The sequence below is a fragment of the Cupriavidus pauculus genome, assembly GCF_008801835.1.
Taxonomy (GTDB): domain Bacteria; phylum Pseudomonadota; class Gammaproteobacteria; order Burkholderiales; family Burkholderiaceae; genus Cupriavidus; species Cupriavidus pauculus.
Genome location: NZ_VZOW01000056.1, coordinates 1 through 16,138 on the forward strand (window position 1 = coordinate 1; position 16,138 = coordinate 16,138).

Genomic DNA, 16,138 nt, shown 5'->3' on the forward strand with positions numbered 1-16,138 from the left:
GATCGAGTTGTGCCGCGATCGAGTCCGATGCGGCGCGCGCGGCCGGCACCGCCGCTGACGACGACGCCGCCGCAGACGACGCCGCGGCCACGGCGCTGGCGCCCGCGGCGGTTTCAGCCACGGTCGCCGGCGCGGTCTGCATCACGGTGGCCGACGCCGCGTTGGCGGTCAGGCCCGTGGCGAACACGCTAGGCCGGTCCACGGGCGGCTTGCCGCCGGCGCGATCGTGCTCGACCGCGGGCGGCGCCGTCGCCTGCAGTTCTTCGGGCCACTTGCCGGTCAGGTAGTAATCCATCACCTTGCGTGCGATCGGCGCGGCCACGGCGGCGCCAAAGCCCGCATTCTCGACGATCAGCGCCAGCGCGATCTTGGGATGATCGGCCGGCGCAAATGCCGTGTACAGCGAGTGATCGCGCTTGCGTTCGTCGATCGCGTGATGGTTGTACTTTTCGTTCTTGCCCAGCGTGTAGGTCTGCGCCGTGCCGGTCTTGCCCGCCGATTCGTAGGCCGCGCCGGCAAACACGCGCGCCGCCGTGCCGGAATGCGTCACCGCCACCATGGCGCGCTTGATCACGTCGATATCGGCCTGCTTGAACGGTAGCCGGTAACTTTCCTTGGGCACCGTGAGCGAGCGCTTGCGCGTGACCGAATCCTCGACGGCCTTGACCAGGTGAGGCTTCATCGCCACGCCGTTGTTGACCAGAATCGACACCGCGTTGGCCAGCTGCAGGATCGTGAAGCTGTTATAGCCCTGGCCGATGCCCAGCGAGATCGTCTCGCCGTCGTACCACTTCTGCTGCTCGGGCTTGCGGTACGCCTTTCGCTTCCATTCCGTCGATGGCAGGATGCCGCGGCTTTCGCCCTCGATGTCGATGCCGGTAATCTGGCCAAAGCCCAGCGGCTTCATGAAATCGTGGATCGCATTGACGCCCATGTCGCGCGCCAGCGCGTAGTAATAGGTGTCGCACGACTGCACGATGGACGCCTGCATGTCGACCCAGCCGTGCCCGCCCGGCTTGTCGTCGCGGAACGTGTGGTTGCCCAGCGTGAAAAAGCCCGGATCGTGCATGCCCCACGCTGCGGTGCGCTTGCCGGTGGTCAGCGCGGCCAGCGCCATGAATGGCTTGTACGTCGAGCCGGGCGGATAGGTGCCCCGCAGCGGCCGGTTCAGCAGCGGCTTGTCCGGCGAATTGTTCAGCTCGTCCCAGGTCTTCGAATCGATGCCTTCGACGAACAGGTTCGGATCGAACGTCGGCTTCGAGACGAAGGCCAGGATGTCGCCGGTCTCGGGCTCGATCGCCACCAGCGCGCCCCGCCGATCGCCGAACAGTTGCTCGGCCAATTGCTGCAGCCGGATATCGAGCGACAGGATCAGGTTGTTGCCGGGCGTGGCAGGCGATGTCGACAGCGTGCGGATCGGCCGGCCACCGGCGCTGACCTCGACTTCCTCGAAGCCGGTCAGGCCATGCAGCTCGGTTTCGTAGCTCTGCTCCAGGCCGATCTTGCCGATGTAGTTGGTGCCCTTGTAGTTGTCGGCGTCCTTGCGCGGATCGTACGTCGATGCGTCGGCATCGTTGGCTTCGTCGATCGCGTCGATGCGTTCCTGGTCGCGCTGGGAAATCCGCCCCAGGTAGCCGACCACGTGGCTGGCCGATTCGCCCAGCGGATACTGGCGGAACAGCCGCGCGCGCACATCGACGCCGGGAAAGCGGAAGCGCTGCGCCGAGAACTTGGCCACTTCCTCGTCGGTGAGCTGGCTGCGGATCGGCAGGCTTTCGAAGCTGCGCGATTCTTCGAGCAGGCGCTTGAAGCGGCGGCGGTCGCGCGGCTGGATGTCGACCAGCTTGGACAGTTCCTCGATCGTGTTGTCGAGCGTGTCGGTCAGCTTGGACGGCGTGACTTCCAGCGTGTACGCGGAATAGTTGCGGGCCAGCACCACGCCGTTGCGGTCCATGATGATGCCGCGATTCGGCTCGATCGGCGCCACGGAGATGCGGTTGTCCTCGGCCTTGGCCGAGTACTGGTCGTGCTTGTACCACTGCAGCCACAGGAAGCGGGTGAACAGCAGGCCAAAGCAGATGACCGTGAACAGGGCAGCCGCCGCCACGCGGATGCGGAAGCGGCCGATTTCCAGTTCGACGTTGCGGATTTCGGTCATGGGCGGTACTGCGGGCGGCGGGGGCGTTAGGTGGGATGAAGGGCTAGATCGGACGCGTTTCGTCGACGTCGTTCGAGCGGCGTTGCGGCGCCAGCAGCAGCGCGGTGGCCATCGGCCAGAGCACCGCTTCGATCACCGGCGCCAGCAGCAGCGGCCAGCCCGGCAGCGGCGCACCCATTGCCAGGCGGATCACCACCGGCACGGCATGGGCGATAAACAGCAGCGGCATCACATGCAGCGCCTGCGTATAGACCGAGAACCACAGCACGCGGCGATGGATCGTGATCGCGAAATAGGCCAGCAGGGTGTACGCCAGCGCGTGTTCGCCGAGCAGCCGCGCATCGTGCACGTCCATCAGCAGGCCCAGCAGGAAGGCCACGCCCATGCCCACCTTGCGCGGCTGATGGATGTTCCAGAACACCAGCACCAGCGCGACCATATCGGGAATCCACAGCGTGGTGCCCCATGGCATCAGGTTGAACAGGAACGCCAGCACGAAAGTCAGCGCGATAAAGACGGGATTGACCGGGCGCAGCAGATATTGGGAAGTGGTCACTGTGCGGACTCCGCGGATTTCTTGTCTGCTGCCTTGTCGGCGGCCTTGTCTGCGGCTTTTTGCTCGGCGCCGGCGCGCGCCGCGGCCGAACGCGCGCCGCGTTCCGCTCGCGTCGGGGTGGCGGCGTCTTCCGCCGGACGCGGCGCAAGCCCCGATTCGTAACGAACCACCAGCAATTGCCGATGCGAGCGCACACCCGCCACAGGTTCGCAATACACGCGCGAGAACGCGGTATCGGCCTTGCGCTCGATCTGGACGATCTTCGCCACCGGCAGACCGGGCGGATACGTGCCGTCCAGACCGGAGGTCACCAGTAGGTCGCCCACCTGCAGGTCGGCCGAGGCCGCCATGAAGCGCAGGTCCAGCAGGCCGGCGCGCGCGCCGCCAAAGGCGACGCTGCGCAGGCCGTTGCGCACTACCTGCACGGGGATGGCCTGGTCCTTGTCGGTCAGCAGCGTGACTTCGGACTGGAACGGCGACACGCGCGTGATCTGCCCGATCACGCCGCGCTCGTCGATCACCGGATAGCCGGCGCGCAGGTCGTGCGTGCTGCCCTGGTCGATGACGATGCGCTGGCTGTACGGATCGCGCGCGTCGTAGAGAATCTCGGCGGCCGTCACCGGCGTGGCCGATTGCTGCGTCAGGTGCAGCAGCTTGCGTAACTGGTTGTTCTCGGCTTCGAGCTGGGCCTGGCGCACTGCGGCGTTGGCCTGCGCCACGGCCTTCTGGCGCAGCTCGCGATTTTCAGTGGCCAGCGTGACCGACGACTGGGCGTAGTCGAACACGCCGCGCAGCGCGTCGCGCGGCACCAGCACCAGGCGCTCGACCGGCATCAGCACCGTGGCGGCCACCTGGCGCGCAATGCGCATGGCGTCAAAGCGGGCGTCGACGATCAGCAGTGCGAGCGCGATCGTCACAAAGATGACCAGGCGTGCGACAGCGGACGTCCCTTGCTTGAAGAGCGGCGGTGGAGAGTAATCCATTTACCGTTGCACAGGCGAAACCAACCCGCCAGCGCGCCCGCATGCTCGGTCTGGAACATGCCGGGTCGGGCTGGCGGGGGAAGAAATCAATGTGAGCGGGGCCGGGGCGACGCAGCGGGTCACCACGTCCCGCCTCGTCTTACTCGTAGGAGAAGATGCTGCCGAGCTTGTCCATGCGCTCCAGCGCCATGCCGGAGCCGCGCACCACGCAGGTCAGCGGATCTTCGGCAACCAGCACCGGCAGGCCGGTTTCCTCGGCCAGCAGGCGATCCAGGTCGCGCAGCAGCGCGCCGCCGCCGGTCAGCATCATGCCGCGCTCGGCGATGTCGGCGCCCAGTTCCGGCGGGGTCTGTTCCAGCGCGATCTTCACGGCCGACACGATCTGGTTGAGCGGATCGGTCAGCGCTTCGAGGATTTCGTTGGACGACACGGTGAAGGCGCGCGGAATGCCTTCCGACAGGTTGCGGCCCTTGACTTCCATTTCGCGCACTTCGGAGCCTGGGAAGGCCGAGCCGATTTCCTTCTTGATGGCCTCGGCGGTCTGTTCGCCGATCAGCATGCCGTAGTTGCGGCGGATGTAGTTGACGATGGCCTCGTCGAACTTGTCGCCGCCCACGCGCACCGAACCCTTGTAGACCATGCCGCCCAGCGAGATGATGCCCACCTCGGTGGTGCCGCCGCCAATATCGACCACCATCGAACCCGACGGCTCCGACACGGGCAGGCCGGCGCCGATCGCGGCCGACATCGGCTCCTCGATCAGGTAGACCTGGCTGGCACCGGCGCCCAGCGCCGATTCGCGGATGGCGCGGCGTTCCACCTGGGTGGAGCCGCACGGCACGCAGATGATGATGCGCGGGCTCGGACGCAGCAGCTTCGAGTCGTGCACCATCTTGATGAACTGCTTGAGCATTTGCTCGGTCACCGTGAAGTCGGCGATCACGCCGTCCTTCATGGGGCGGATCGCCTCGATGTTGCCCGGCACCTTGCCCAGCATCTGCTTGGCTTCCTTGCCCACGGCGGTGATCGTCTTCTTGGCGTTGGGACCACCTTCCTGGCGGATGGCCACGACCGAGGGTTCGTCCAGGACGATGCCCTTGTCGCGCATGTAGATCAGCGTGTTGGCGGTGCCAAGGTCGATGGCCAGGTCGTTGGAGAAATAGCTGCGGAGAAATCCGAACATCAGGAATCCTGTCTTCTGTTGGTTCGCGAGTATGCGAAGCGGCCGGCGCCTTGTTCGGCCCAGCCACGTATGCGTTTGCAAGGGTGATGGTTCACGGTTCCCCCGGTGCGTGCGGTCGCGTGCCGCTCAACTGGCGCGCGCCGCCTTCACTGGCACGGCAAGCCCCGGTGTGCCAGCGGCGATCCGCATCCGGCGCATGCCTGCACGCCGGACCTACGGGAACCTTTGATTAAACTCTGCGCGAAAGTTCGCCGCCAAATGCGCCGGACAGGACAAAAAACGCCTGACGATCGCAGTAGCCTAATCGGAGGAACCAGTTTGCTACGACTGAAAATGCGATGAAAACCGACCGCTAATCCGCAGTCATGGTTTTGAGCCGGCCGCGTAGTGTTGCTTGCCCGCGACGAACCGCGCCACCATGCCGCCCGATGAGGCACATCGCGGCGCCCCGGCGACCGGCAAAACCGACCGCCCGACCCGGCGGCAGTGCCGATGGCATCACCGCCCGACCGCCCCGCCGCAGCCCAAGTGGAGCGTGCGTTGCGGGAAGACTGCAACGTGTAATGATACCTTATAATTCCGGCTGTTTCGGGGCGTTTGGCCCCGGAAAAACTTGTAACTTCGACGATCCTGGGGTGTCCCCCGGGCGCACCCGTCCGGCACGCCTTGGCCATTGCGCCATGCTGCCCGGCGCATGACGCCCTTCCCGGCACTCCGACGGCCGCCAGAACGCGAACAGGGTGGACGCCGGCATCGCGCCACCGCCCTTTTCGCCACCGGCCGAAACTCCTCCAGTCCGCAGGACTGAACCCGGCGCCGACGCGCCGCACCACGCCATGGCTCTCGAACTTTCCGACGTCAAGCGCATCGCGCATCTGGCCCGCATCGAAACCAGCGATGCCGAGGCCGCGCAGACGCTTGTGCAGCTGAACAATTTCTTCTCGCTCGTGGAGCAGATGCAGGCGGTGGACACCACCGGCATCGAGCCGCTGGCGCATCCGCTGTCCGCCGTGCGCGACATCGCCCAGCGCCTGCGCAACGACGCCGCCACTGAGACCGACCGCCGCGCCGATTACCAGCGCCCGGCGCCGGCCACCGAGAACGGCCTGTATCTGGTGCCGAAGGTCATCGAGTGACAACCGGCCCGCGCGCCGCCGTTGTCCCCTCCCAGACGCCATCTGAACCGACATGACCTTTTCCACTGATTCCGTGATTTCCCTGCGCCAGATCGCCGACGCCCTGGCCGCGCGCGCCGTATCCGCCGAAGAACTGGCGCGCGACTACCTGGCGCGCATCGACGCCGCGCGCGACCTGAACGCCTATGTCGACGTCAACGCCGACCTGACGCTGGCGCAGGCGCGCAGCGCGGACGAGCGCCGCGCCAACGGCCAGGCCACGCCGCTGACCGGCGTGCCGATCGCCCACAAGGACGTCTTCGTGACGCGCGGCTGGAAGTCCACCGCCGGCTCGAAGATGCTGGCCAACTACGAAAGCCCGTTCGACGCCACCGTGGTGGAACGCCTTGGCGCCGCCGGCATGGTGACGCTTGGCAAGACCAACATGGACGAATTCGCGATGGGGTCGTCCAACGAGAACTCGTACCAGGGCGTGGTGCGCAATCCGTGGGATACGCAGCGCGTGCCGGGCGGGTCGTCGGGCGGGTCGGCCGCCGCCGTGGCCGCCGGCCTGGCGCCCGCCGCCACCGGCACCGACACCGGCGGATCGATCCGCCAGCCGGCGTCGTTCTCGGGCATTACCGGCATCAAGCCGACCTACGGCCGCGTGTCGCGCTACGGCATGATCGCGTTCGCGTCGTCGCTGGACCAGGGCGGCCCGATGGCCCGCACCGCTGAGGACTGCGCCATGCTGCTCAACGCCATGGCCGGCTTCGATCCCAAGGATTCCACCAGCCTGGCTCCCGAACAGGGCGGCGTGGACGAAGACTTCACGCGCCTGCTGGGCCAGCCGCGCGCCGGCGCCAGCGCGGCGCAACCGCTGGCGGGGCTGCGCATCGGCCTGCCACGCGAATATTTCGGCGCGGGCCTGTCCGCCGACGTGGAAAAGACCGTGCGCGCCGCGCTGGCCGAGTACGAAAAGCTTGGCGCCACGCTGGTCGACGTCACGCTGCCGAAGACCGAGCTGTCGATCCCGGTGTACTACATCATCGCGCCGGCCGAGGCCTCGTCGAACCTGTCGCGCTTCGACGGCGTGCGCTACGGCCATCGCGCCGCCGAGTACCGCGATCTGCTCGACATGTACAAGAAGAGCCGCGCCGAAGGTTTCGGCACCGAGGTCAAGCGCCGCATCATGGTGGGCACCTATGTGCTGTCGCACGGCTACTACGATGCCTACTACCTGCAGGCGCAGAAGATCCGCCGCATCATCGCCGACGATTTCCAGCGCGCCTTCGGCCAGTGCGACGTAATCATGGGCCCGGTGGCGCCGAGCGTGGCATGGAAGCTGGGCGAGAAGACCGCCGATCCGGTGCAGATGTACCTGGCCGACATCTTTACGCTGTCCACCAGCCTGGCCGGACTGCCCGGCATGAGCGTGCCGGCCGGCTTTGGCGAGGGCAACATGCCGGTGGGCTTGCAGATCATCGGCAACTACTTCGACGAGGCGCGCCTGCTGCAGGTGGCGCACGCATTCCAGCAGGCCACCGACTGGCATCTGCGCCGGCCGGCCTGATGCGCCAACCAGAGCTTGATCGATCCATCATGCGCATGCACGCCCTGCCCCGCATCCCGCTGCGGCTCGCCGCCGCCCTGGCGCTGGCCGTCACGCTGGCCGGCTGCCAGATTCCGTTTGTCGGCCGCTCCACCCCGATCGCCGCGCGCGACATCGACATCGTCGGCGACTGCCGGCGCACCGAGGACGACGGCTTCCGCGAGGACGCGCAACTGCGTGTCGTGGACAACAGCGTGCAGCAGTTGCAATGGAAGTTGTGGGTGGGCAAGCGCGGCTCGTGCAGCTTCAACCTGGCCGATTTCCGCCAGGTCCGCAAGACGCCGCATATCGAACTGCGCGCCAACGACGGCAGCGCCTGCAAGCTGATGGTGTGGCAGGATCCGCGCCGCATCACGCTGGCGCATGCCAGCTGCCAGGCGCACTGCACGCCGGGCATCTACGAAGAAGCGTGGCCCGTAATGTTCGAGCCGGGCACCGGCGACTGCGCACGGACCCGCTGAAGACGCGCGCGACGATCATGACCCGGCCGCCCCTGCCTTCGCATCCGCGCCCGCCGACGGTTCCGACCGCGGCGGGACGCTGGCTGCGCGGCATCGGCGCCACGCTGGCGATCGGCATGGCATTGCTGGCGGCGGCAGCGGCGCGGCCCGCGGTGTCGATGACGCCGATCGTCCCCGCGTCGCCGCTGACGGCGCCCGCCGGCGCATCGACGGCAACCCCGGGGCCAGCGTCCGCGGCCAACTCGACGGCAAACCCGGCGGCAGCGTCCTCGCAACTGCCCGCGGGCGCGGCCGAGCCGGCGGTCACGCGCGTGCGTCTGCCCGCCGATGTCGGCACGCCGGCGCTCACCGCGTACTGGTTCACGCCGCGCGAGACCTCCGTGCCGCGCACCCAGCCGCTGCCCGTGGTGGTGGCGTTGCATGGTTGCGGCGGGCTGGTCGACATGCGCGTGGCGGCCCGGCGCGCCGGCACGATCGAGGAAGTGATCGATCCCGCCGCTGCGCTGCAAAGCCGCTACCGCGACTACGCGCACTGGCTGACCGAACGCGGCTATGCGGTGCTGATGCTCGACAGCTTCAGCCCGCGTGGCAAGGCGCAAGGCATCTGCAACGAATCTCTCGATGCGCGCGCCATCGACGACAAGACGCGCCGCGCCGACGCGCTGGCCGCGCTGCGCTGGGTGTCCAGACAGCCGGGCGTGGATGCGCGCCGCATCGTGCTGCTCGGCTGGTCCAACGGCGCGCAGGCCGTGCTGGCCACGATCGACACCAGCCGCGCGTGGCCGGCGGGCACGCCGACGGTGGAGCGCGCCGTCGCGTTCTATCCCGGCTGCAAGCGGGCGCTGCAGCAGCACGATTTCCGGCTGCGCACGCCATTGCTGCTGATGATCGGCGGCGCCGACGACTGGACGCCCGCCACACGCTGCGCGATGCTGCAGAATGCCGTGCAATCGCGCCAGCCGGACGCCCGTTTTCGCCTGGAGATCTATCCGGGCGCGTACCACGGCTTCGACGGCACCAGCGAACTGCACGTACGGCGCGATATCGCCGCGCGTCCCGGTGCCGGCGTGACGGTGGGCGGCGATGCGGTGGCCCGCGTGGCCGCACTGGCGCGGCTCGACTCATGGCTGGCGAGTCCGGATCCCTGACAACGCAGGAACGGACTCGACGAATACCGAACATCGAACACCGATACAGAAAGACTCAAACAGGAATACCGCCATGCAATGGGAAGTGGTGATTGGCCTGGAGACGCACGTACAGCTCTCCACGGCATCCAAGATTTTTTCCGGCTCGTCCACCGCGTTCGGCGCCGCGCCCAACACTCAGGCGTCGCCCGTGGACCTGGCGCTGCCGGGCACGCTGCCGGTGCTGAACCGCGGCGCCGTGGAGCGCGCCATCCAGTTCGGCCTGGCGATCGACGCCAAGATCGCGCCGCGCAGCATCTTTGCGCGCAAGAATTACTTCTACCCCGACCTGCCCAAGGGCTATCAGATCAGCCAGTACGAAATCCCGGTCGTGCAGGGCGGCAAGATCACGGTGCAGGTCGAAGGCAAGCAGGGCGTCTACGAAAAGACCGTCAACCTCACGCGCGCACATTTGGAGGAAGACGCCGGCAAATCGCTGCATGAGGATTTCGCCGGGATGACCGGCATCGACCTGAACCGCGCCGGCACGCCGCTGCTCGAAATCGTGACCGAGCCCGAAATGCGCAGTTCGGCCGAAGCCGTGGCCTATGCCAAGGCGTTGCATTCGCTGGTGGTGTGGCTGGGCATCTGCGACGGCAACATGCAGGAAGGTAGCTTCCGCTGCGACGCCAACGTGTCGGTGCGGCCCGTCGGCCAGGAGAAATTCGGCACGCGCCGCGAAATCAAGAACCTGAATTCGTTCCGCTTCCTGCAGCAGGCCATCGACTACGAAGTGCAGTGGCAGATCGCCGAGATCGAGGACGGTCGCGATATCGTGCAGGCGACGGTGCTGTTCAACCCGGACACCGGCGAGACGCGCGCGATGCGCACCAAGGAAGACGCGCACGACTACCGCTATTTCCCCGATCCGGACCTGATGCCGCTGGAGATCGACGCCGCGTGGATCGCCCGCGTGAAAAGCGCACTGCCCGAGCTGCCCGCCGCGATGCAGGCGCGCTTCGTCTCGCAGTACGGGCTGTCGGCCTATGACGCCAGCACGATCACCGCGACCAAGGCGCTGGCCACTTATTTCGAAGCCGTGGTCAGCGAAGTGGGCGCGGCCAGCGCCAAGCCGGCCGCCAACTGGCTGATGGGCGACGTGGCGTCGCAACTGAATCGCGACGGCATCTCGATCGAGGATGCGCCGGTGCGCCCGGCGCAACTCGCGAAGCTGCTGGCGCGCATTGCCGACGGCACGGTGTCGAACAACACCGCCAAGAAGGACGTGTTCCCCGCGATGTGGGCGGGCGAATCGGACGGCGACGCCGACGCCATCATCGCGGCCAAGGGTCTGAAGCAGATGTCCGATACGGGCGAGCTGGAAAAGATCATCGACGACGTGCTGGCCGCCAACGCCAAGTCGGTGGAAGAATTCCGCGCGGGCAAGGAAAAGGCGTTCAACGCGCTGGTCGGCCAGGCGATGAAGGCCACCAAGGGCAAGGCCAACCCGGCCCAGGTGAACGAACTGCTGAAGAAAAAACTGGGCTGATTTCCGGCCAGCTCGGCACGACATCGGCCACGCGCATGCGTGGCCTTTTTTATGCCTGGTCTTCGCGTGCCCCGCCCGCCTGCGCCACGGCGCGGGCGGGCAGCGCTGGCCCGCTGGCCTGCCAGGGCACCACGCTGACCTCCACTTCGACCGTGTGTTCGCCGCCGCCGACGATCACGCCATGCAGCAGCGGCACATCGCTGTAGTCGCGCGCGATGGCCAGCGTGACGTGGCGCGTGTCCGCCAGCACGTCGTTGGTCGGATCCAGATCGATCCAGCCGTTCACGGGGCACCACACACCGGCCCATGCGTGCGACGCGTCGGCGCCCAGCAGGCGCGGTTCTCCGGGCGGCGGATCGGTGCATAGATAGCCGCTGACATAGCGCGCCGCCAGCCCGATCGAACGCAGGCAGCCGATCATCACTTGCGCGAAATCCTGGCACACGCCGCTGCGCAGCGCGAAGGCTTCCAGCGCGGGCGTGTGCACTTCGGTGGCTTCGCCGTGATACGTGAAATCGGCGTGGATGCGATGCATCAGGTCGATCGCCCCCTGCGCCACGGTGACGCCCGGCGCGAAACTGCGCCGGGCGTAATCGCGCAGATCCGCGTGCAAGGCCACATTGGGCGAGGCGTAGACAAATTCGGCTTCGGCGTGAAATGGCTGCCCGGCGCGATAGCGCAGCATCTGCGCGGCGTCTTCCCACGCCATGCCGCGTGCGGCGTCGAAAGTGCGCCAGCGCGGCGTCAGCGTTACCGTGCTGGTGGTGGCGAGCCGCATCGACTCGTGCGGCACGTCGAGCATGAAATGCAGGACGTTGTTGCCGAATGCGTCGACCCGCAGATGCTGGTGCGATGGCACGGGATCGATGTCGGCACGGTGCGCGCCCACGGTCTGCCACGGGTACGCGGGCGGCATCACCACGGCGCGCTGCTGCGCATGTTCCACGGGCCACGCATAGCGATAGGTCGTGACGTGATGCACGTCGAGCGTAGTGGGCGTCCCGGGCGCAACCGCTTGGATCATGGCAGATCGGTCTCCGGCGCCACGCCCGCATGGCTGAAATAGCGTCCGCCGATTTCCTCGGACAGCCGGGCCATGCGCGCGCCGAGCTGATCGCACAGCGCAGACAGCTTCATGAAGCGATCCTGGTCGCGCTGGCACAGCAGCGTGCGCGACGGCAGCGCACTGACGGGCGGCAGCAATTCCGCCAGCGGCACCCGGGCCTGGGCGTGTGTGCCGGCCGGCAATTGCGCCAGCTTGTCGCGCAGGCGGTCCAGCACGCCATAGAGGCCGCGCGGATTGGTCGGCTCCAGCACCAGCAGGTCCACCAGCGCGGGCACATCAGTGCGCCCCGGAAACAACGAGCGATAGGTCAGCGTGCTGTCGAACAGATGCAGCAGCAGATCGAAGCCGCTGCGCGATTCCAGCGCGCCGCTGCGCTCGGCCACTTCCAGGAACAGCGCGAGAGTGCCCAATCGCTCGATATGACGGCCGATAAAGACCAGCCGCCATGCCTCGTCGCGCGTCATGCGGTCGCCTTGCGCGCCGCTGATCGCGCCAAGCTGCATCGACAGGTGCTCCAGCGCATCGAGCACCAGCGACCGGTCATACGCGCGCTCGCCGTGCGCGGCGCCACCGGCGGGACATGCGGCCTTGGCCATCGCGTCCTGGAAATCATTGCGCGCGGCCAGGATCGTGCGCCAGTGATCGTTGGAAAGACGATTGCGGATTTCATTGGCGGCGCGCGCGTGGGCCGCCAGCGTCGGAATCAGCCCCGACGCCGCATTGACATCGGCCAGCGCCGACACCAGGCTGCGCTCGAAAACGCGCAGCGATGCCTGGGGCGACGGCGTCTGCGGCGGCACCAATCCAAACCACTGCGCAAGCTGGCCGATCATGTTCAGCGTGCCATCGTCGGTTTCGTCGTTCGATTCGATCGACCCGAGGATCTGTCGGCATAGACGCACCACGTTTTCGGCGCGCTCGGCATAGCGCCCGGCCCAGAACAGGTTTTCCGCAGCGCGGCTCGACACCGCCAGCGGGCGCGTCACGGCATTGGCGCCGAGCCCCGGCACGCTGCCGCGCGCCGCGCGCGCCAGCGGCATCAGGCCGTGCGCGGGCTGGCTCGACAACACCCAGGTGTCGGCGCTGGTGCCGCCCAACTGCATCGACACCGCTTCCAGGCTGGGAGGCGCCAGCCGCAAGAAGCCGCCCGGCATGACCTGCCAGCCGCCATTGCCATCGGCCACGGCATAGACGCGCAGCATCGCCGCGCGCGATCCGATCCGGCCGCCGCCGTTTGCGCCCGGCTCCCAGCACGGCATGTGCGACAGCGGCAACGGCGCCTGCAACGTGTAGCGGTCCGGCGCCTCGGCGATGCGCGCGCGCCAGTCGTCCAGCGCCTGCAAACCCTGCTCCATGCCGAGCGGCGCATCGCCGGGCGCCCGCGGGTAGGTCGGCATCACGAAGGCGTGATCCATGACGCGCAGCGCCTGGTCCTGCGCGGCGGCCTCGCCGCACCACCAGCTCATCACCGACGGCAATCGCAGCGGCTCGCCCAACAGCGCGCGCGCCATGCCGGGCATGAAGCCGTGAATCGCCGGCGATTCGAGAAAGCCGGACCCGGGCACGTTGGACACCATTACATTGCACGCGCGCATCGCCTCGAGCAGGCCCGGTACGCCAATGGTGGAATCGCTGCGCAGTTCGAGCGGATCGCAGAACACGTCGTCGAGTCGGCGCAGAATCACGTCCACGCGTTCGAGCCCGCCGAACGTCTTCAGGTACACCACGTCGTTGCGCACGGTCAGGTCCTTGCCCTCGACCAGCGTGATGCCAAGGTAGCGCGCCAGGAACGTGTGCTCGAAGTACGTCTCGTTGAACGGCCCGGGCGACAGCAGCACGATCTGGCGTCCCACGCCGGGCGCCGCCCGGCCGCTGTCGTCGCCGGCCTGCGCCGAGGTCGACAACGGCACATGGGCGAGCGTAGAGATCAGCTGCGCGAACGCGGGCGGCAGGCGTCGCACGCGCAGTTCGCGGAACGCTTCGGCGAACTGGCCCGAGATGATCAACCGGTTCTCTAGCGCGTAGCCCATGCCCGACGGCGTCTCGGTGCGATGCGCAATCACGGTCCAGCCGTCGTCGGTATGCACCAGATCGACCGCGATGGTCTGCAGGAAACTTCCGCCCGGCGGCAGATAGCCCTTGAGCGGGCGCATATAGCCCGGATGCCCGTAGACCAGCCCGGGCGGCAGCAGGCCTTTTTCAAGCAGCGTCTGCGGCCCGTAGATGTCGGCCATGATCGCGTTGGCCAGCGTGGCGCGCTGGATCACGCCGGCCTCGATGACGGCCCAGTCCGCCTCCGGAATCAGGAACGGCAGCAGCTCCAGCTGCCACGCGCGCGCGCCACCGCCCTGGTCGGCGTAGACGTTGTACGTGACGCCGTTGTCGCGGATCTGGCGCGCCACCGCTGCGGCATGGGTGTCGAGCGCCTCGGGACGCAGGTCGCCCACCACCGAGAAAAAGCGCGCCCAGGTTTCGCGCAGCGCGCCGTCAGGCTCGCGCAGTTCGTCGCGATGCCCTGGTGGCACGGGCAACGCCAGCCCGGCGGCCATGGCCACAGGAGCATCCGTTCCATCGAAGGGCAGCGACGACTGCGAAGGCAAGACTGACAATCTCCAGAAGCATGACGCCAAACGCTACAGCTAGCGCACGTCGCGCAGATCCAGTGTGAACGGAAACTCAAGACTGCGCCGCGCGGGCGGCGCCACCGCGCGCCCCGGCGTATGGCCGATCGCAAAAAAGCGCGCCAGACGCCGGCTTTCCGCCTCGTAGGCATTGACCGGGAATGTCTGGTAATTACGGCCGCCCGGGTGCGAAACATGATACTGACACCCGCCCAGGCTGCGATCCATCCACGTATCCACCACGTCGAAGGTCAGCGGCGCGTGCGACGGAATGGTCGGATGCAGCGATGACGGTGGCGCCCATGCGCGATAGCGCACGCCGGCCACGAATTCCCCGGCGCGCCCGGTCGGCTGCAGCGGCAGCGTCTGACCGTTGACGGTGACCACGTGGCGGCTGTCGTTCATCCCCAGCACGGTGACCTCGATGCGTTCGACCGACGAATCGACATAGCGCACGGTGCCGCCGGGCGCACCTTCCTCACCCATCACGTGCCACGGTTCCAGTGCCGTGCGCAGCGTCAGCGACAGCCCGGCCACGTCGACCTCGCCCACGCGCGGGAAGCGGAATTCAAAGTGCGGCGCAAACCAGTTCGATTCGAACACAAAGCCGGCGGCGCGCATTTCCGCCAGCACGTCGTCGAAATCCATCTGCACGAAAGTGCCCAGCATGAAGCGATCGTGCAGCGCCGTGCCCCAGCGCGTCAGCGGCGCCGTGTACGGCGTGCGCCAGAAGCGCACCATCAGCGCGCGCAGCAGCAACTGCTGCACAAGGCTCATGCGCGCGTGCGGCGGCATCTCGAACGCGCGCAGTTCCAGCAGACCCAGCCGGCCGGTCGGGCCATCGGGCGAGTACAGCTTGTCGATGCAGAATTCGGAGCGATGCGTGTTGCCCGTCACGTCAACCAGCAGATTGCGCAAAATCCGGTCGATCAGCCACGGCGGCACATAACCGTTGCCCACCATTTCGGACATGCCGAGCTGGCGGCGCAGTTCGTCGAAGGCGATTTCGAGTTCGTAGACCTGGTCGTTGCGCGCTTCGTCCACGCGCGGCGCCTGGCTGGTGGGGCCGATGAACAGGCCCGAGAACAGATACGACAGCGACGGATGGTTGTGCCAGTACGCGATCAGGCTGGCCAGCACGTCGGGGCGGCGCAGGAACGGGCTGTCCGCCGGCGTGGCACCGCCGAGCACGAAATGATTGCCGCCGCCGGTGCCCGTATGGCGGCCGTCGACCATGAACTTCTCTGTCGACAGGTGCGTTTCGTGCGCAGCCTGATAGAGAAATTCCGTGTGATCGACCAGTTCCGTCCAGTCGCTGGCCGGATGGATATTGACCTCGATCACGCCGGGGTCAGGCGTCACCTGCAACAGCTTCAGGCGCGGATCGCGCGGCGGCGGGTAGCCTTCCAGCACGATCTTCACGCCCAGTTCGGCGGCCGTGGCTTCTACTTCGGCCAGCAGCGCCAGGTAATCCTCCAGGGCGGTCAGCGGCGGCATGAACACGTACAGGATGCCGCGCCGGTCCTCCATGGCCTGCAGCTCGACGGCCGGTGCGGCCACGCGGCTCGGATGGCGGACCTCGACGCACAGCGCGGTGCGGATCGCATGCTGGTCCGATTCTCCGCGCGCCGGCGGCTGCGCGGGCGCGACGTTGCGCGCCGCGCCGCGGACCTGGGTGGCGCGGCGGGTCTCCGGCGCCGCGCGCGC

The 16,138-nt window shown here is 67.5% G+C and carries 12 protein-coding genes; 5 read left to right on the forward strand and 7 right to left on the reverse strand.

All coding sequences use genetic code 11. The features are described 5' to 3' along the window. From mrdA to F7R19_RS28385, 4 genes are all read right to left on the reverse strand, one after another. Window positions 1–2,158, reverse strand: a 2,158-nt coding sequence (mrdA, locus tag F7R19_RS28370) for a penicillin-binding protein 2 (protein WP_150982871.1), incomplete at its 3' end; no start/stop codon positions are given. 43 nt (window positions 2,159–2,201) lie between these two features. Next, complete coding sequence (mreD, locus tag F7R19_RS28375) at window positions 2,202–2,714, reverse strand: rod shape-determining protein MreD (protein ID WP_061959984.1); 513 nt, start codon at window positions 2,712–2,714, stop codon at window positions 2,202–2,204. Next, entirely contained in the window at window positions 2,711–3,697 is a 987-nt protein-coding gene (gene mreC / locus F7R19_RS28380) for a rod shape-determining protein MreC (RefSeq protein ID WP_150982872.1), read from the reverse strand. The genes mreD and mreC overlap by 4 nt, the downstream gene beginning before the upstream one ends. 139 nt (window positions 3,698–3,836) lie before the next feature. Next, window positions 3,837–4,880: a rod shape-determining protein gene (locus F7R19_RS28385; RefSeq protein WP_008648066.1), complete on the reverse strand. Its 1,044-nt coding sequence runs from the start codon at window positions 4,878–4,880 to the stop codon at window positions 3,837–3,839. Window positions 4,881–5,716: 836 nt separating this feature from the next. Between F7R19_RS28385 and gatC the strand changes: the two genes are divergently transcribed. The 5 genes from gatC (at window position 5,717) to gatB (ending at window position 10,744) form a co-directional block, all read left to right on the forward strand. After that, entirely contained in the window at window positions 5,717–6,016 is a 300-nt protein-coding gene (gatC, locus tag F7R19_RS28390; protein ID WP_150982873.1) for an Asp-tRNA(Asn)/Glu-tRNA(Gln) amidotransferase subunit GatC, read from the forward strand. Window positions 6,017–6,068: 52 nt separating this feature from the next. Then, window positions 6,069–7,568 carry an Asp-tRNA(Asn)/Glu-tRNA(Gln) amidotransferase subunit GatA gene (gene gatA, locus F7R19_RS28395; RefSeq protein WP_061959986.1) on the forward strand — a complete coding sequence of 500 codons (1,500 nt, stop codon included), beginning with the start codon at window positions 6,069–6,071 and terminating at the stop codon, window positions 7,566–7,568. 29 nt (window positions 7,569–7,597) lie between these two features. Beyond that, window positions 7,598–8,068: a hypothetical protein gene (locus F7R19_RS28400; RefSeq protein WP_061959990.1), complete on the forward strand. Its 471-nt coding sequence runs from the start codon at window positions 7,598–7,600 to the stop codon at window positions 8,066–8,068. A 158-nt stretch (window positions 8,069–8,226) separates the two neighbouring features. Then, on the forward strand, window positions 8,227–9,216 hold the full coding sequence (locus F7R19_RS28405) for a dienelactone hydrolase family protein (protein WP_407648867.1): 990 nt from the start codon (window positions 8,227–8,229) through the stop codon (window positions 9,214–9,216). A 73-nt stretch (window positions 9,217–9,289) separates the two neighbouring features. Next, a complete protein-coding gene (gatB, locus tag F7R19_RS28410; RefSeq protein ID WP_150982874.1) occupies window positions 9,290–10,744 on the forward strand; it encodes an Asp-tRNA(Asn)/Glu-tRNA(Gln) amidotransferase subunit GatB in 1,455 nt (484 codons plus the stop codon). 49 nt (window positions 10,745–10,793) lie between these two features. On the opposite strand, the gene F7R19_RS28415 is transcribed toward gatB, so the two are convergent. The 3 genes from F7R19_RS28415 to F7R19_RS28425 form a co-directional block, all read right to left on the reverse strand. Continuing rightward, a complete protein-coding gene (locus tag F7R19_RS28415) occupies window positions 10,794–11,768 on the reverse strand; it encodes a transglutaminase family protein (RefSeq protein WP_150982875.1) in 975 nt (324 codons plus the stop codon). Beyond that, window positions 11,765–14,410, reverse strand: coding sequence for a circularly permuted type 2 ATP-grasp protein (locus tag F7R19_RS28420; RefSeq protein ID WP_150982876.1), 2,646 nt, complete (start codon window positions 14,408–14,410; stop codon window positions 11,765–11,767). Before F7R19_RS28420 ends, F7R19_RS28415 begins: the two co-directional genes overlap by 4 nt. 39 nt (window positions 14,411–14,449) lie before the next feature. Next, on the reverse strand, window positions 14,450–16,138 hold a 1,689-nt coding region (locus F7R19_RS28425), incomplete at its 5' end, for a transglutaminase family protein (RefSeq protein ID WP_211922804.1).

Bases quoted from the DNA above. Each gene is read 5' to 3' on its own strand.
- F7R19_RS28415 (WP_150982875.1), bottom strand. From the start codon at position 11,768: ATGATCCAAGCGGTTGCGCCCGGGACGCCCACTACGCTCGACGTGCAT.
- F7R19_RS28400 (WP_061959990.1), top strand. From the start codon at position 7,598: ATGCGCATGCACGCCCTGCCCCGCATCCCGCTGCGGCTCGCCGCCGCC.
- gatC (WP_150982873.1), top strand. From the start codon at position 5,717: ATGGCTCTCGAACTTTCCGACGTCAAGCGCATCGCGCATCTGGCCCGC.
- gatA (WP_061959986.1), top strand. From the start codon at position 6,069: ATGACCTTTTCCACTGATTCCGTGATTTCCCTGCGCCAGATCGCCGAC.
- F7R19_RS28405 (WP_407648867.1), top strand. From the start codon at position 8,227: ATGACGCCGATCGTCCCCGCGTCGCCGCTGACGGCGCCCGCCGGCGCA.
- mreC (WP_150982872.1), bottom strand. From the start codon at position 3,697: ATGGATTACTCTCCACCGCCGCTCTTCAAGCAAGGGACGTCCGCTGTC.
- F7R19_RS28385 (WP_008648066.1), bottom strand. From the start codon at position 4,880: ATGTTCGGATTTCTCCGCAGCTATTTCTCCAACGACCTGGCCATCGAC.
- gatB (WP_150982874.1), top strand. From the start codon at position 9,290: ATGCAATGGGAAGTGGTGATTGGCCTGGAGACGCACGTACAGCTCTCC.